Source organism: Faucicola mancuniensis (genome assembly GCF_046523945.1).
GTDB lineage: Bacteria > Pseudomonadota > Gammaproteobacteria > Pseudomonadales > Moraxellaceae > Faucicola > Faucicola mancuniensis.
Genome location: NZ_CP171363.1, coordinates 1,416,809 through 1,432,015, shown reverse-complemented (window position 1 = coordinate 1,432,015; position 15,207 = coordinate 1,416,809). Strand labels below are relative to the sequence as shown.

Below are 15,207 nucleotides of genomic sequence, written 5' to 3'. Positions count from 1 at the left end.
ATACCAAATCACTATTAAGGTTTGGAAAGAGGTCTAATAATTCATCTGATATTCAGGAATAATCGGACGCTCTGGCACAGGATAGCTCACAGCATGCAGTCAGCGGCAGGTTCTTCTTTAAAAGAAGTTACCATGGAGCTAGGTGGCAAATCACCTTTAATCATTTGTGATGATGCGGATATCAATAAAGATAAACCATCACCGCAAGGTGGAAATATAAGCGATGATATCTTGACGCATTTGTTTGTCATTGATAGGGTCAGAACGCATTCTTGTGCCGTTAATCGCTTGTTTTGGATTGGCAATATAGCGGTCAAGTTCGGTGCTATCCCATGTGATTTGGCTATTTTTTAGGGCATCGGTATATTGATAATCAGTCAAAAGTGCCGATTTTGCCCCATAAATCTTAGACAGTTGTGGACCTTTTTTGTTGTTGCCTGCGACAAGTTTGTGGCATTGTTCACATTCTTGGTCGTAGTAGGTTTTTCCTTTGACACTATCGCCTTGTGTATAAACTGGCAGACTCACCGCAGGGCGTTCTGATGGTGGTTGTTTTTCACAGCCCACCAAGCCAATGCCGATAACCAAAGCCATACCACTGATTTTCATTACTTTTTTTAACATATTGTTTTAAATATCATCATGATTGTTCTGTTTGGATTTTCATTTCTTCACCTGGTTCTTGTAGGTAGTTACCTTGTAGGTATTTTGCACCCACCGTCCAAGCGGCACTCATAGCAGCAGGGTCTTGAATAAATGCCATCAAACTGCTTGAGCCATGCTCATGGATTTGGCTGATAACAGATGATATGGTCGCTACGTTGTCGCTATTTTCTAGGTCTTTGATATAAGAGCGGTCTAATCGCACGATATTTGGTTTAACAAAGTCTAAAATTTCCATTGAATTTGCCATTGTACCAAAACTATAAAGACCGACATAACAGCCCAGTTGTTGTAGTTGTACCGTCTGTTTGGCGGCGACCGACATATAGTCATGAACCATCGCTTCACTAAACTGCACCACCAAACGTCCAGCATCATTGCCACCAATCGCTTGTAACAGTTTACCAACAAAAGCTGACAGTGTTTCATCTGTCAATGATGCATTACTCAAATGCACGAGCATACGTGCCGTTGGGTCAACGGTTGCACGGTATTGTTTTAGGTTTTTGCAGGCATTAATCAATACCCAGCGGTCAATTTTATCCATCAAACCATGCTCATTGGCAACGTTCAAGAACTTATCTGGTGTCATCACCGTACCATCTGCTAATGGCAACCGCAAAAACACTTCAAACATATTACTGGTGTCTTTTTCCACATCATAAATCGGTTGATACATCAGTTTAAATTTGTTATGTTCAATCGCGCCACGCAAGGTTTCAAGCAATACCGAATCATCTTCGCTGGCAAACGCCGATGGGTCGTATAAATAGAAGGTATTGCCATTGGTATCGCTTTCTTTAATGCCCAAACTGACCCCTTGTAACACACGGTTGATAATTACATCAACCTCAGGCGATGTACTATTCATCATCGTACCGCCGACGGTAACGGTGGTTTTGATAGTTCTATCACCGACATCAATCATGTTTTCAGCGATTTGGGCGACCAGTTGTTCACCAAGTGCGACGGTTTGTTCTTGGTTCATATTGGGTAGCAACAGCATAAATTGGCTATCGCTAAATCGGCTGACAAAGCCTTTATGAACCTTGTCTTCGCCCAACAGTTCGGCAATTTTTTGTTTTAATAAATTTGAAATATAAATAACAACGGCATCAACGCCTTGAATACCAAGGTTTGAGTTGATTTTACCAATGTCATCAATTCGCACGCACAGCACGCCTGCAACCAAGCCTTTTTGCACCACGATTTCACGAATACCGGTAATCGCCTGTTCAAAGCCACGACGGTTAAAGATACCCGTCAGTTGGTCAATACGCTCCATTTCGGCAAGTTTTTTGGCAAGTTCGGCACTGTTACCACGTTCATCAGGTTGGATAATCACTTGTTGACATGGGTTGCCTTCATAGGTTGCGGCTGCCAATTGCAGTGTGGCATCAAAGGTTGACCCATCTGTACGCACCGATTCAAACTGAAACTCAACATTGCTACGACCGCCTTTTTCAAAATCTTTTAAAAAAGTTTTAAAATCTTTGATGTTGTTACTGGCAATTAAGTCAATGATTGGCACGCCCATCAAGTCTTCCATGCTTTTAAAGCCAAACATTTCCAAATACGGCTCGTTGGCATAGATATGCAAGCCTTCTTCTACATAGGCGACTGCACTTTTTGAGTTTTTAATCAAAATATTGGCACGTTGCTCAGCGTCCTTTAACACTTGGCGTAAGCGTAGCAAATCTTCACGAAAACACGCTTGTTGATGTTCTTGATAAACTCGCAATGCCATTTCAAAAATCCGCTCTTTTGGCAAGGCATCTACCGCCCCCCAAAAGCTATATAACGGCAAGGATTTGTCGGTTTTGTCTTCTTCGGTGACAATCTCAAGCTGTAGTTGCTCTTTGGCGTCCAGTTGTTTTTGGTCTATGCCGTCTTCAGGAATAATCCCAATCACAGGCAAATCAATCTCATGCTCTTGAATGATTTTGACAACTTGTGGTAACGTCAAATCATAGGCTTTGCCCATCACTAACACGTCCCACGATTGGCGTAACAGCCGTAGCAATTCTTCTTTGTCGTCCAAAAAGCCCAAATTCACTTTTTTATAATAATTATCCTGCAACACATCTACCAACTGCTCGGCATACAGCTGATTGTCATCAATCACTAACAAATTCAAACGATTTGGTTGTTTCATAACATTGTCCCAAATTTTGTAATAAAAACAAAATAAAAGCCTAATTATAAAGCAATTAGGCTTTTTTGCATAACCTATTTTAAAAAATATAGGTTAAAAGGTGGTTTTTTTAGATTATTGTACACGAACAAATGCATATTCTTCCACATCGTCCGTCATGTTTAACAATTCAGTCAAACGAATGTTGACTTCTTTGTTGTCAATTCGCATAATCAATTTTTCATCTACTTGATAACCAAGACGTGCGATCATAATCGTGGTTTTTTCACGGTTAAATTCGGCATTTTTGGGAATCATTAACGCAGGGACAAAGTGCTGTGGGCGTGTACCACTGTGATACAGCCTTACGCCACAAGGCACCATGCCTTTGCCAAACAGTTTCACATGAGAGTCAATGCTTAGCTCAACTGGCTCACCACTTTCAAATTTTGTTGATTTAATCGGCGTTTGGGCAATGTTATCAATACGCCCCAATAGCCAAGTTTTGTTCGCATCGTCCATCATGCGAATGCCGACCATAGAGCCAACTTGTAGATAACTCAAAGCGTTCAATTCGGCATTGCGATGTGTCGCACCGTTTTGCACGTTCATGGTTTGCGTATAGGCATAATGGCTCATCAAATGCAACTGATGGTGATTTTTTTCTACCACATTCACCACCGTGGATTTGTTCAATTGCGTGTTATTTTGCGATTTTGGGCGTAAACGTTCTGGTAATTCATGGGCTTGAATCAGATTACCCAGACTGGCTTTGTTCGCAAGCATATAATGGATATGATAAAATCCGACAACTGTTTGGCATTTTGCATTGGTTTTTGTTAGGCTTTCTGGTTGGGTGAGATTTTTTTTCAGATTTTCTAACATGATTTTTGCAAAACGCTCATAAATCTTGTCATTCATATCATCGCTGTTTTGCCCTTTTGTAATCATTTTTTGAAGCAAAGGTACAAGCTTTGACACACCCAAAAATAGACAGTCGCTGTCTTTGGCAAAAGGATTAAATGCCAAATCCGCATGATGTAATTTTGGTGGTTCATTGGATTTTAAGTTGATAAACAGATACGGTTTTTCTAATAAATCTTGGGACACCATCAACGTCTTTAAGCCGTCATTGCTAAATTTTTGCCACATTATCATATCAGGACGGCGACAAGCATACGGATTAATAATCTCGCTAAACAGGCACTGATGATAAATGTTTTCTAGGGTTAAAGGCTTGCCTTGGCTCAGACCTGTTTGTCCAAATAACGGCAAATGAATTGCCACATTTTGCCAACCATTTGCCAACATAAAATGATAACAGGCATTTAGCCATTGCCAAATCACCTGCGTATCCGTACGATAGCCGATTTGCTTTTCAAACAAGGCTTGACGTAACAAGCTCATCATACCATACAGACACTGCTGTACCAGCTCATCATGCGATTTTGTGGCATTGCCTAGCCCAAACATCGCACCTAGACCTTTTTTTTCTGCCAATTGCGGATTGTTTGCCACACGTTGCCACACACTGTAATAAAACATCACCCCAACATAATGCACCGAAATCACCATGTCCAAGGCTTGCTGTTGATGCTCATCTAACAATCCAGACTGATTTTTATAAATATGGTGCAATCCTGCCAACAATCGTTCGTTAATTTTGTTAATATGCTCAAACAACTTGAGGCGTTTTGACTCGCTCATATTCGCTTGCATCAGTTGCGTTACTAGCGTGTGATACTGTACGTACATTTCGGCAGGGGCAAGCTGATTGAATCGCAGTTGCCAATTGGTCAACTTTTCACCATTTTTTCCAATCGCCAATTCCACATCGCTCAATGCAATCAAAGCGTTTTTTGACAAAAAATCACTCAAAGCTTTATCATTTATCATAACAATACCTGTTAAAAAATATCGGTTAAAAAATTGTAACAATCAGATTATCACCAAAAGATTGTTTAACAAAATAACATAAAAATTGATAAATTTCTAACAAAATTTGCAACAAAATAAATCATGTTAGATATCAATTAGTTACAATGAGTAGCAAATCTGTAGTAAATCAATACAAATCAATCGGCGTTTTAAACGGTTTATCAGGCATTTCACGCACCAATTTTGGCACAAGATATCCCGAACATTTTGCCAACAATTGCCAATAAATATTGACCGCTTCATCATCATCAATATAAAAATGGCTCGCCCCTGCCACCTTGTCCAAAACGTGCAAATAATACGGCAACACGCCAGCCTGCCACAGTTTTTCATTTAATTTTGCCAAAATATCAGCATGATTGTTAATATTTTTTAACAAGACTGTTTGGTTTAATAAAGTAATCCCCATATTTTTGGCACGTTGCAAATAAAAACAACTTTCTTCATCAATCTCGTTGGGGTGATTGGCATGAATGACAATGACGACTTGACAACGACTACTTGCCAACCGTTCAATCAGCTCAATGCTCAAGCGTTCAGGAATGACCATAGGTACACGGGTATGCAAACGAATGGTTTTGATTTGGGGGAGATTTTCCAGCTTTTGCAAAATATCAAACAAACGTCTATCACTTAATGACAACGGGTCGCCACCGCTTAAAATCACTTCATTAACATCAGCATGTTTGACAATATAATCAATCATTGTTTGCCAATCGTCTTGGCTTGGCAAGTTTTCGTGATAATCAAAATGTTGGCGAAAACAGTAACGACAATTCACCATACACGCCCCTGTAATCGGCAGTAGCACACGAGATTGGTATTTGTGAATGATTCCTTTGGTTGGATTGGCAGATTGCTCTTGCAATGGGTCATTGACAAAGCCTGCGACTTGAATGGTTTCGGCAAATGTTGGTAAAATTTGTAATAGTAATGGGTCGTTTGGGTTGCCTTTTTGCATTTTTTTGACAAAATTCATCGGCACTTTGAGTGGAAAATTGCTAAATTTTTGGCTGGTATCCAGTTTGATTTGTAAAATATCGGCTAAAGTTTGGCTATCTTGGACGGTATTGGCAAAACTTTGCTTCCAGTCTTTTTGTACGATTAAGTTGTTTGACACATTTGACATTTATTTTTTTCCAATTTTCACAATTTTAAATTTGAAATCACACACAAAATTGGTTATTATATTGTGTTTGCAATTTTTTACAAGCCATTCGTGGCTTATTTATTTAGTAACAGTATTGACAGGAAATTTTATGGCAACCTACTCAACCAACGAATTTAAAGCAGGTCTAAAGGTCATGCTTGATGGCAACCCTTTTACCATCTTAGAAAACGAATATGTAAAACCTGGTAAAGGTCAAGCGTTTAACCGTGTAAAAATGCGTAACCTAAAAACTGGCAAAGTGCTAGAAAACACCTTTAAATCAGGCGATAGCCTTGAAGGTGCGGACGTTGTAGATACCGAAATGGATTATTTGTACAACGATGGCGAGTTTTGGCATTTTATGCATCCAGAGAGCTTTGAACAGCTTCAAGCGGACAAAACGGCGATGGGCGATGCGGCAAAATGGCTAAAAGAAAACAGCAACGAATCTTGCACCATTACTTTGTTTAATGGCGTACCTTTGACTGTAACTGCTCCAAACTTTGTTGAATTAGAAATCACCGAAACTGACCCTGGTTTAAAAGGTGATACGTCTGGCGGTGGTGGTAAACCTGCAACGCTAGAAACAGGTGCGGTGGTGCGTGTGCCATTGTTCGTACAACAAGGTGAAAAAGTGAAAGTTGATACCCGTACAGGTGAATATCTATCTCGTGTATAAACTAACAGTTAAGTTTTCATAAAAAATCCAGCGTTGGCTGGATTTTTTTTTGTGTGTTGATAAATGTTAAAAAAAACTACATTTTTCATAATTTTGTTGTGTTAAAATCATACCAATAACCAAAATTAAGGAAAACTTATGCAACTCACCCCACCTGACCCAACGCTCACACCCAATTTAACCCTAGAAGCCCCCAAGGCCGTTGCCGTTGTGCCACAAGATGAAGCCGACCAAATCGTCAAACTAGACCAAACCAAAGTCCCAGAGCTAGACGCCAAGGTCAATGAATTTGTGATGAGCGTGCTAAATAATTCTGTGAACACGCCAAAATTTGACGAAAAAGTCAATGCCGTTCATCAGTTAGGCAGTGCCGAAATTCGTGCATCAGCTCAAATCTCTAATCGTATGCTTGACCGCCCTGCCAAAACGATGGACAAAGCCCTGTTTGACAATTCGCCCATTGCCAAATCTTTGACTGAGTTGCGTGGCATTGTGGAAGACCTTGACCCAAGCAAACAAGGTTCAATGACAAGCCCACGCAAGTTTTTGGGTATTATTCCGATGGGGAATAAGGTACAAGATTACTTTCGCAAATATGAATCATCACAAACCCATATTAATAAAATTATTGAAAGTCTGTATAACGGCAAAGACGAGCTGATTAAGGACAACGCCACGATTGAGCAAGAAAAAGTTAATATGTGGACGCTCATGCAGTCGCTTCGCCAATATATTTATGTCGGCAAAAAAATTGATGCCACACTTGAGCAAAAAATTGTTGAATTAGAAGCGACCGACCCTGAAAAAGCCCGCATTGTCAAAGAAGAAATGTTGTTTTACATTCGCCAAAAAAATATGGATTTTTTGACCCAGTTGGCGGTGAATATCCAAGGTTATCTTGCCCTTGATATGATTCGCAAAAATAACCTTGAACTGATTAAAGGCGTGGATAGAGCGACTACGACCACCATTTCGGCATTACGCACAGCGGTGATGGTGTCGCAGGCGTTGTCCAGTCAAAAACTGGTACTTGACCAAATCAATGCGTTAAACAGCACGACTGGCAGTTTGATTGAATCTACGTCCGCCATGCTCAAACGCCAAACTATCCAAGTCCACGAACAAGCCAGTACCAGCGGTGTGGAAGTAGAAAAACTACAAAAAGCCTTTAATAATATTTATGAAACGATGAATGCGATTGATGAATTTAAGTTAAAGGCGTTGGACAATATGCAACAAACGGTGAATACTTTGTCGCAAGAAGTGGATAAAGCCCAAGTCTATTTGGATAAAGCCAATCAAAAAACGGCTTTACAAATGACGCAAAATCTACAAATTGATGATAAAAAATTGGGTGAAGTGAAAATTTAATTGTTATAACTACTTTTTTTTGTGAAACCTTAACAAGCTGATTAAGCCCATTGACAAAGGCGATTTTGTCCTTTTCGCCATAGGGTTTTTGTCCGCCCATTTCTTTGGGGTCAAGCACGCCTGTGCCACGAAGTGTTTCCATAAAATCACGAGCGTTAAGTTTTGGTTTGATATTGGTAAGCGTCAGCAAGTAGATTGGACGGAAGAATAACACCCAACATTTTAACAGATTTTTTCAAAGTCAAGGCGGTCTTGATGATGAGTTCTTTGGCAACCGTTGGCACGGCATCAGCGTCAATGTAGATGGTCATAGTGATGGTGTGGTTTTTTCTGATTTATCAGTGAATGTTAAATCTTGGGCATCATTCTTTTTTCTAACTTGCTTGTTGTTAAAATTTTAATAAAAGCTGATACGGTTTAAAACTCTCAAGCAAACATTTGTTAATTAAGCTAAAAAACAAACTTTTATCGCCCACGCTTGCCCAATTATCCAAAGCCTCATAATACGCCAAACGCTTATCCACCGTAATCACGCACGGTGGATAACCTGCTTTCATCAACTCAAAATTTAACAAAAGCCTTGCAGTGCGACCATTACCATCTATAAAAGGGTGAATAATGACAAACTCGCTATGCAGTCGGCACGCTCGCTCCACAGGGTGCAGACTGTCAGCAGAATCATACCACGCAAAAAGCTCACGCATTTTATCATCAATCAACAAAAAATCTGGCGGTGTATGGCTCGCCCCAGAAATAATTACGTTTTGCGTGCGGTAACGTCCTGCGTTATCGGTATCAATATTGGATAAAATCAGTTGATGAATGTTTTTGAGTTGCCATTCGTTAAAAGGCTCTTGATTTTGGATAATTTGTTCAACAAATTCAATGGCTTGCTTGTGGTTAATCGCTTCAAAATGTTCACGCAATGACTTTCCGCCCACTGTTACGCCTTCTAGCACCACTTTGGTTTCAAGCAAAGTTAAAGTATTGCCTTCAATGGCGTTAGAATGGTACGTCCACCGCAAAATCAAATCTTCTTGCAGATTTTTTGCCATAGATGGCGACAGCGGACGATGGCGGTCAAGCTCGGTTTTTAATTCGTCAATTTTTTCAAACATTTTAACAAATCACAAACCCATTTTATTCGGCAACAGCTCCACTACCTTCGTCACCGTTTCATCAAGTTTTTCGGTATCGGTTGGCATGATGGTGATGTGGGCGATTTTTCGTCCTGTGCGTTCCTCTTTGTCATAGCCATGATAATGCACGCCATCAAGGGCAAGAATGTCCGCCATGCTCGGATATTGCCCAATCACGTTTAACATCACAGACGGCTTAACGACAGACGTATCGCCAAGTGGCAAGCCTGCCACTGCTCTCATGTGGTTTTCAAACTGACTACACACCGCCCCTTCAATACTCCAATGCCCAGAATTATGCACTCGTGGGGCAATCTCATTGGCAATCAAGCCATCATCAGTTACAAATAATTCCAACGTCAAAACACCCACATAATCCAAATGCTCTAGCAATTTTTTGATGTTACTTTGAGCCTGTGCGGTCAAATGCTCGGCATTGGGGGCAGGGGCGGTGGTTTTGGTAAGAATGCCGTTGTAATGCTCGTTTTCTACCAGTGGATAATAGCGAATTTCGCCTGTTTTGCTCCGCACGGCAATGATGGAAACTTCTCGGCTAAAGTTGATAAATCCTTCAGCAATCAGCGGTGCGGTTTTGGTCGCATCGCCAAGCTCCGCCCAAGCAGTGTCAATTTGCTCATCATTTTTAATGACAAATTGCCCTTTACCGTCATATCCGCCACGAGTGGTTTTTAATACCAACGGCAAGCCCAAATTTTCGCACGCCGTTTGTAATTCATCACGGCTGTTTACCGCCAAAAATGGCACGGTTTTGATGTCAAGTTCGTTAAACAAGTTTTTTTCGTTTAAGCGGTCTTGAGCGATAAACAACGCCTTTGACGGTGGGAAAAGTCCTGTATTTTCTTCCAAAAATTTAGCAGAATTCAAGGGTGTATTTTCAAATTCTAAACTATAGATATCGCACACTTTGGCAAAATCGTCCAATTGCTCACTGCTATAAACCTTGCCAAGCAAGCGTGCAGGGCAGTTGGGTGCATCTTCCAAAAAGGTACAACGCAGTCCCAGTGGCAAGGCGGATTCGGCAAGCATTAAGCCCAACTGCCCACCGCCCAAAATGCCGATGGTTTTGATGGGGTGGTTTGAGTGATTCACAGTATAAAAATTGGCGGTGCTGATTGGCATTTTCTAGACCTTTTTAACATAATTTGAATAAATATTAAAAATTTAGGGCGTAACAAATACGCCCCAACATTGTTTGCTATGGTTTAACTATAATGAACTGGCTCTTCGTCATAGACATGGGCGTGCCAATGTGCCATTTGTTTGTGCATAAAGCTGTGCAAGGCGGCTTGCACCATACTTTGACCGATAAAATGGATATCTTGCCCTAACATTTCTTTGATTTCGTCCGAAAATTCAATGCTTAATAATGGCTGAACTTCGTCATTATTGGCAGGACGAAGCACCATTTTGCCGTCTTCTTGTTGTACAAATTCTAATAACATTTCTTTTGGCATTTGGCTAAAATCAGGTTTTTCATTGCTGTTTTGTTGGCGTGGCATGGTTTTTCCTTTTTTACGTTTATTTTGTCAATATAAGGTTTTTTTGAGAAAAATCAAGCGATTTTGTCCTGTAAAACTGCCATTAAAGCGTAAAGCCAATGCCAATTTTAGGTTAATTGTGGAAACAAACTGCGTAATCCTGCAATAATGATTTCCACCGCTACCGCTGCAAGTAGCATACCCATGACACGGTTTAGCACGTTTAAGCCTGTTTCACCCAAAAATCGGCTGACCTTACCTGCCCCCATAAACGAGCCATAAATTATTAAACTAATCAACACACCTGCGACAAGCAGGGCGATTTTGTTGCCCCAACCGACACCGCTTGCCGAATAAATAATCACCGTTGAAATACCGCCAGGACCAATCACCATCGGAATGGTTAAAGGAACAACCGCCATTGTCGTGCCTTTAAACACCGTGCCATTGACTTCATCTGAGCTGTCTACGTTGGGCTTTGCGATGTTGCCAGAGCCGTTCATCATGCCGATGGCGATTAATAAAACCAACAAGCCACCAGCGACACGGAATGAGCCGAGTGAAATTCCCAAAATGCGTAAAATCGCTTCGCCTGCGATAGTAAACACCGCCACAGTAATAAACACACTAATCGCCGAAATCGTCGCCACTTTGCGGACTTGTTCTCGTGTACCGCCTTTGGTGATGTCCAAAAACAACGCCAAAGATGATGACGGATTAACCAGTACGATCAATGCCAAAAAGGTTTTGAGTAGGGGAATTTGTTCTAATAGCATAATGCAAATAACGCAATGATTGGTAAATAATTTTTGATGGTTTAAGGTGGCTATATTAACATATTTGTGATAATTTTGATGTAAAAAATCATAACTTTCAAGAATGACTTTTTTAATTTTTTATGAAATTTTTTTATTAATAATGCTTTTTTGGTTTTAATTTTTGTAGATTTGTTTATACTAGTTGAATGTTTCTTTTTTTATCAACTTTTTCACCAAATTAACCAACAATTTTAACCAACAATTTTAACCAACAATTTTAACCAACAATTTTAACCAACAATTTTAATCAACAATTTTAATCAACCAAAAGGATTGTACCATGGCATTGTCTTATAAAGCCCCCTTGCGTGATATTCGTTTTTTAACCAACGAAGTTTTTAATTATCCAGAACATTACAAAAATCTAAAATCAGGCGAAAATGCCGACCCTGAAACGGTAGATATGATGTTAGACAGCATTGCTGATTTTGCGTCTGATGTGCTTATGCCCTTGTATCAGTCGGGCGATGCCGAAGGCTGTCATTTTGATAATGGCAATGTTACCACGCCAAAAGGCTTTAAAGAAGCCTATAATATGTTCGTAGAAGCTGGCTATCAAGGTATGTCTTATCCAGAAGAATTTGGCGGTTTGGGTATGCCGATGTCGCTAAATTTAATCAAAACCGAAATGGTCGCCACATCAAACTGGGCGTTTAGTATGTACCCAGGTTTATCGCTTGGCTGTATGAACACGATTATGGAATACGGTTCAAAAGAACAAAAAGACACCTATATGCCAAAATTGGTGGAAGGCACTTGGGGTGGTACAATGTGTTTGACCGAGCCACAATGCGGAACGGACTTGGGACAAGTCAAAACCCGTGCCGTGCCAAATGATGACGGTACTTATAATATCACAGGCACAAAAATCTTTATTTCCGCAGGTGAGCATGATTTGACCGAAAATATCATTCACATTGTGTTGGCTCGTTTGCCAAATGCCCCTGAAGGTACAAAAGGCATTTCGTTATTTATTGTGCCAAAATTTTTGGTAACGGACAATGGCGAAGTCGGTGAACGCAACCCTGTAACTTGCGGTTCTATTGAGCATAAAATGGGGATTAAAGCGTCAGCGACAGCGGTGTTAAACTTTGACAATGCCAAAGGCTTTTTGATTGGCGAACCGCACAAAGGCTTAAAAGCCATGTTTACCTTTATGAATACCGCTCGTATCGGTACAGCAATTCAAGGTTTGGCTCATACCGAATTGGCATTCCAAAACAGCTTGCCATACGCCAAAGAACGCCGTTCTATGCGTGTGTTATCAGGCAAAAAAGAGCCAGAACAAGTCGCTGATGCGATTATCCATCATGCGGACGTGGCTCGTATGTTGTTAATCCAAAAAGCCTTTAGCGAAGGCGGTCGTTCTATGATTTATCATGCGGCACGTTACGCCGATAAAATGACCGAAGCCACTCACGCAGGCGACCACGAAGAAGCCGAAAAATTGGACGAAAAATTGGGCTTTTACACGCCGATTTTAAAAGGATTTTTGACCGAATGTGGCATTGAAGCCAGCAAACACGCCATTCAAGTTTTTGGCGGACACGGCTATATCAAAGAATGGGGCATGGAACAAATCGCCCGTGATGCCCGTATTTCAACGCTTTATGAAGGCACAACAGGCGTACAGGCATTAGACTTGTTGGGTCGTAAAGTACTATTACAATCCAAAGGCAAAGTGGTGCTAGACTACACCGCCAACATCATGAAATGGTGTACCGAATATGCCCTTGACAAAGAAATGCGAAAATTCGTTTGGGCTTTAACCAAATACTGTGCCGAATGGAATACCTTGACCGCTCGTATCATGCTTGCCGCCCGTAAAGACCGTGACATCGTATCTGCCGCATCGGACGATTATTTGATGTATTCTGGCTATGTGATGATGGCGTATCACTGGGCGAGAATGGCATCTGTGGCATATGACAAACTCAAAAATGGCGGTAAAGAAACCAAAGAATTTTATCAAGCCAAAATCAAAACTGCCGAGTTTTATTTTGAAAAAATCTTGCCACGTGCATCAGGTCTATCCGAAAGTATGTTAGCACCGACTGAGTCTATGACCCTTGATTTAGATAGCTTTAACTTTTTGGATTAATCGGTTAAAATAACCGTATCTGATTGGACAAAAACCGTTCTTAACAGAGCGGTTTTTGTGTTTTTGATTGATAATAATGATAAAAAGGAAAAATGATGATAGTCATTGATTTACCACCACAAATTGAACAAACCATTCATCAACAAGCCCAAGCTCAAGGCATTAGTGCAAAAAACTTGGTTGAAAAAACACTATCACAAGCCTTTGCAACTACTCAACACCGTCAAGAAACAGCGTTTGACTATGATATTAATGAAATGCAATCAGCCATTGATAGCGGTTTTATTGAAATACCAAAAGGCGTGTCTAAAGATTTAGATAGTTTTACGAACTGGGTAAAAGCGAGTCTTGTGTAATTATTATGAAAGTTACTTTAGCTACTTTGTTTGCCAAACGGTTTTTAAATTTTCCAAAACAGGACCAAGAAAAAATTCGTACATTTATTGAACACGTTGAAAATTATGGTTTAGCCGATTTACAAGGTCGCAATAAATCATCAGATAATGTGCCAACAGATAATCTCAATTATTTGGCAAAAGTAAATTACGCCCAACAGCATAAACTTTGGCATTATCACATTGGTATTCCTGATTATGAAACCGCCAGCAATGGCGAACAAGTCAGCGAATATATTTTGCATTATCAATATTTTGACGATGAAATAAAAATCGTTGCCATGAGCTATCACCCACCCTTTGAACTGCCGACCGAAGATGAATTAAACGATGACTAAGCCCACTTTTACCGACTTTTCTCAAGCGATTATTACGCAACTTGAAAGAGATATCACCGCCTATATCACCGACAAACATTTGCCAGAACCCTTGCACAGTGCCTGTCTATACGCCATGACTAACGGCGGAAAACGGGTACGACCGCTACTTGTGGCGAGCAGTTTTGCTACCGTTTCACAAGTCATTAATCAACAAAATTTTTATAAAAATATTGGTAAAATTGACAGCGTTCGCCTTTCTATGCTTGCAGTGGAATTGTTGCACGGCTATTCACTTGTTCATGATGATTTACCCTGCATGGACGATGACGATTTACGGCGTGGACGACCGACCACGCATATCAAATTTGGCGAAGCGACCGCCCTGCTTGCAGGTGATGTGCTGCAAAATTTGGCGTTTGAAACGTTTTGCGAACAGATTTTTGCCGAAAGTTGGCGAATTGGGAATAATTTATTAACAACGTTTACCCCACGAGCCAGACGTATGATTATGGGACAAATGCTTGATTTAAATGGCGAACAAAAAAACCTAACCCAAGCCGAACTTGAAGCCATTCACCGAGACAAAACAGGAGCGTTGATTGAAGCGTCTGTGTTAATGGGTGGTATTTGCGGGCAAGCGAATGAACAACAATTAAACGCATTGGAAATTTTTTCCAAAAATATCGGTCTAGCGTTTCAAGTACAAGATGACATTTTGGACGTAACCGCCGACACAGAGCAACTTGGCAAGCCTGCTCACAGTGATGAAAAGTTAGATAAATCAACTTATGTGAAACTCTTAGGCGTAGAACAAGCCAAAGATTACGCCCAAAGTTTGTTTGATACGGCTAAAAATGCGGTGATTGCAGAGTTTGGTAACGAAAATTATTTAATTGATTTAGCCAATTGGCTTTGGGCTAGACAAAAATAATTTTTTTCAAAACTGATTGCCAAACCTAATTACTAGAACTAATTTCCAAAATTGTTAACCAACATCACA

14 protein-coding genes and 2 pseudogenes are annotated in these 15,207 nt (G+C 40.4%); 7 read left to right on the top strand and 9 right to left on the bottom strand.

Annotation, left to right across the window (positions count from 1 at the left end; genetic code table 11):
- Window positions 1-93: 93 nt before the first annotated feature.
- A pseudogene (locus ACGTJS_RS07010) lies at window positions 94-189 on the top strand (aldehyde dehydrogenase family protein); the annotation flags it as partial.
- A gap of 9 nt (window positions 190-198) precedes the next feature.
- Here ACGTJS_RS07010 and ACGTJS_RS07005 read toward each other — a convergent pair.
- The 4 genes from ACGTJS_RS07005 to epmB all read right to left on the bottom strand — a co-directional run bounded on the left by ACGTJS_RS07005 (window position 199) and on the right by epmB (window position 5,864).
- Complete coding sequence (locus tag ACGTJS_RS07005) at window positions 199-624, bottom strand: c-type cytochrome (protein ID WP_410471558.1); 426 nt, start codon at window positions 622-624, stop codon at window positions 199-201.
- 16 nt (window positions 625-640) lie between these two features.
- Complete coding sequence (locus ACGTJS_RS07000) at window positions 641-2,818, bottom strand: EAL domain-containing protein (protein WP_410471557.1); 2,178 nt, start codon at window positions 2,816-2,818, stop codon at window positions 641-643.
- A 114-nt stretch (window positions 2,819-2,932) separates the two neighbouring features.
- Window positions 2,933-4,693, bottom strand: coding sequence for a hypothetical protein (locus tag ACGTJS_RS06995; RefSeq protein WP_410471556.1), 1,761 nt, complete (start codon window positions 4,691-4,693; stop codon window positions 2,933-2,935).
- Between the two features lie 169 nt (window positions 4,694-4,862).
- Window positions 4,863-5,864: an EF-P beta-lysylation protein EpmB gene (gene epmB, locus ACGTJS_RS06990; protein WP_410471555.1), complete on the bottom strand. Its 1,002-nt coding sequence runs from the start codon at window positions 5,862-5,864 to the stop codon at window positions 4,863-4,865.
- A 130-nt stretch (window positions 5,865-5,994) separates the two neighbouring features.
- On the opposite strand from epmB, the gene efp reads away from it, so the two are divergent.
- Window positions 5,995-6,564 (top strand): elongation factor P, encoded by a 570-nt coding sequence (gene efp / locus ACGTJS_RS06985; RefSeq protein WP_315042713.1) that lies wholly within the window; start codon window positions 5,995-5,997, stop codon window positions 6,562-6,564.
- A 138-nt stretch (window positions 6,565-6,702) separates the two neighbouring features.
- Window positions 6,703-7,935 (top strand): toxic anion resistance protein, encoded by a 1,233-nt coding sequence (locus tag ACGTJS_RS06980; RefSeq protein ID WP_410471554.1) that lies wholly within the window; start codon window positions 6,703-6,705, stop codon window positions 7,933-7,935.
- A 28-nt stretch (window positions 7,936-7,963) separates the two neighbouring features.
- Here ACGTJS_RS06980 and ACGTJS_RS06975 read toward each other — a convergent pair.
- The 5 genes and pseudogenes from ACGTJS_RS06975 to ACGTJS_RS06955 all read right to left on the bottom strand — a co-directional run.
- A pseudogene (locus ACGTJS_RS06975) lies at window positions 7,964-8,246 on the bottom strand (DUF188 domain-containing protein); the annotation flags it as partial.
- Window positions 8,247-8,324: 78 nt separating this feature from the next.
- Window positions 8,325-9,053 (bottom strand): Fic family protein, encoded by a 729-nt coding sequence (locus ACGTJS_RS06970; protein WP_315042719.1) that lies wholly within the window; start codon window positions 9,051-9,053, stop codon window positions 8,325-8,327.
- Between the two features lie 9 nt (window positions 9,054-9,062).
- Window positions 9,063-10,214 carry a 5-(carboxyamino)imidazole ribonucleotide synthase gene (locus ACGTJS_RS06965; RefSeq protein ID WP_410471553.1) on the bottom strand — a complete coding sequence of 384 codons (1,152 nt, stop codon included), beginning with the start codon at window positions 10,212-10,214 and terminating at the stop codon, window positions 9,063-9,065.
- Window positions 10,215-10,297: 83 nt separating this feature from the next.
- Window positions 10,298-10,594 (bottom strand): hypothetical protein, encoded by a 297-nt coding sequence (locus ACGTJS_RS06960; RefSeq protein WP_315042722.1) that lies wholly within the window; start codon window positions 10,592-10,594, stop codon window positions 10,298-10,300.
- Between the two features lie 107 nt (window positions 10,595-10,701).
- The gene (locus ACGTJS_RS06955) at window positions 10,702-11,349 is read right to left on the bottom strand and encodes a MarC family protein (protein ID WP_315042725.1); all 648 of its coding nucleotides are present in this window, start codon (window positions 11,347-11,349) and stop codon (window positions 10,702-10,704) included.
- Between the two features lie 322 nt (window positions 11,350-11,671).
- Between ACGTJS_RS06955 and ACGTJS_RS06950 the strand changes: the two genes are divergently transcribed.
- The 4 genes from ACGTJS_RS06950 (at window position 11,672) to ACGTJS_RS06935 (ending at window position 15,138) form a co-directional block, all read left to right on the top strand.
- Window positions 11,672-13,492 carry an acyl-CoA dehydrogenase C-terminal domain-containing protein gene (locus ACGTJS_RS06950; protein WP_315042727.1) on the top strand — a complete coding sequence of 607 codons (1,821 nt, stop codon included), beginning with the start codon at window positions 11,672-11,674 and terminating at the stop codon, window positions 13,490-13,492.
- Window positions 13,493-13,587: 95 nt separating this feature from the next.
- A complete protein-coding gene (locus ACGTJS_RS06945; RefSeq protein WP_410471552.1) occupies window positions 13,588-13,848 on the top strand; it encodes a hypothetical protein in 261 nt (86 codons plus the stop codon).
- 5 nt (window positions 13,849-13,853) lie between these two features.
- Window positions 13,854-14,225, top strand: a complete 372-nt coding sequence (locus ACGTJS_RS06940) for a hypothetical protein (RefSeq protein ID WP_410471551.1) — start codon at window positions 13,854-13,856, stop codon at window positions 14,223-14,225.
- Window positions 14,218-15,138, top strand: coding sequence for a polyprenyl synthetase family protein (locus tag ACGTJS_RS06935; protein ID WP_410471550.1), 921 nt, complete (start codon window positions 14,218-14,220; stop codon window positions 15,136-15,138). The genes ACGTJS_RS06940 and ACGTJS_RS06935 overlap by 8 nt, the downstream gene beginning before the upstream one ends.
- Window positions 15,139-15,207 lie beyond the last annotated feature (69 nt).

What these genes read in the sequence shown, in the direction of transcription:
- ACGTJS_RS07005 (WP_410471558.1), bottom strand. Translation starts at nt 624, where the DNA reads ATGTTAAAAAAAGTAATGAAAATCAGTGGTATGGCTTTGGTTATCGGC.
- ACGTJS_RS07000 (WP_410471557.1), bottom strand. Translation starts at nt 2,818, where the DNA reads ATGAAACAACCAAATCGTTTGAATTTGTTAGTGATTGATGACAATCAG.
- ACGTJS_RS06995 (WP_410471556.1), bottom strand. Translation starts at nt 4,693, where the DNA reads ATGATAAATGATAAAGCTTTGAGTGATTTTTTGTCAAAAAACGCTTTG.
- epmB (WP_410471555.1), bottom strand. Translation starts at nt 5,864, where the DNA reads ATGTCAAATGTGTCAAACAACTTAATCGTACAAAAAGACTGGAAGCAA.
- efp (WP_315042713.1), top strand. Translation starts at nt 5,995, where the DNA reads ATGGCAACCTACTCAACCAACGAATTTAAAGCAGGTCTAAAGGTCATG.
- ACGTJS_RS06980 (WP_410471554.1), top strand. Translation starts at nt 6,703, where the DNA reads ATGCAACTCACCCCACCTGACCCAACGCTCACACCCAATTTAACCCTA.
- ACGTJS_RS06970 (WP_315042719.1), bottom strand. Translation starts at nt 9,053, where the DNA reads ATGTTTGAAAAAATTGACGAATTAAAAACCGAGCTTGACCGCCATCGT.
- ACGTJS_RS06965 (WP_410471553.1), bottom strand. Translation starts at nt 10,214, where the DNA reads ATGCCAATCAGCACCGCCAATTTTTATACTGTGAATCACTCAAACCAC.
- ACGTJS_RS06960 (WP_315042722.1), bottom strand. Translation starts at nt 10,594, where the DNA reads ATGCCACGCCAACAAAACAGCAATGAAAAACCTGATTTTAGCCAAATG.
- ACGTJS_RS06955 (WP_315042725.1), bottom strand. Translation starts at nt 11,349, where the DNA reads ATGCTATTAGAACAAATTCCCCTACTCAAAACCTTTTTGGCATTGATC.
- ACGTJS_RS06950 (WP_315042727.1), top strand. Translation starts at nt 11,672, where the DNA reads ATGGCATTGTCTTATAAAGCCCCCTTGCGTGATATTCGTTTTTTAACC.
- ACGTJS_RS06945 (WP_410471552.1), top strand. Translation starts at nt 13,588, where the DNA reads ATGATAGTCATTGATTTACCACCACAAATTGAACAAACCATTCATCAA.
- ACGTJS_RS06940 (WP_410471551.1), top strand. Translation starts at nt 13,854, where the DNA reads ATGAAAGTTACTTTAGCTACTTTGTTTGCCAAACGGTTTTTAAATTTT.
- ACGTJS_RS06935 (WP_410471550.1), top strand. Translation starts at nt 14,218, where the DNA reads ATGACTAAGCCCACTTTTACCGACTTTTCTCAAGCGATTATTACGCAA.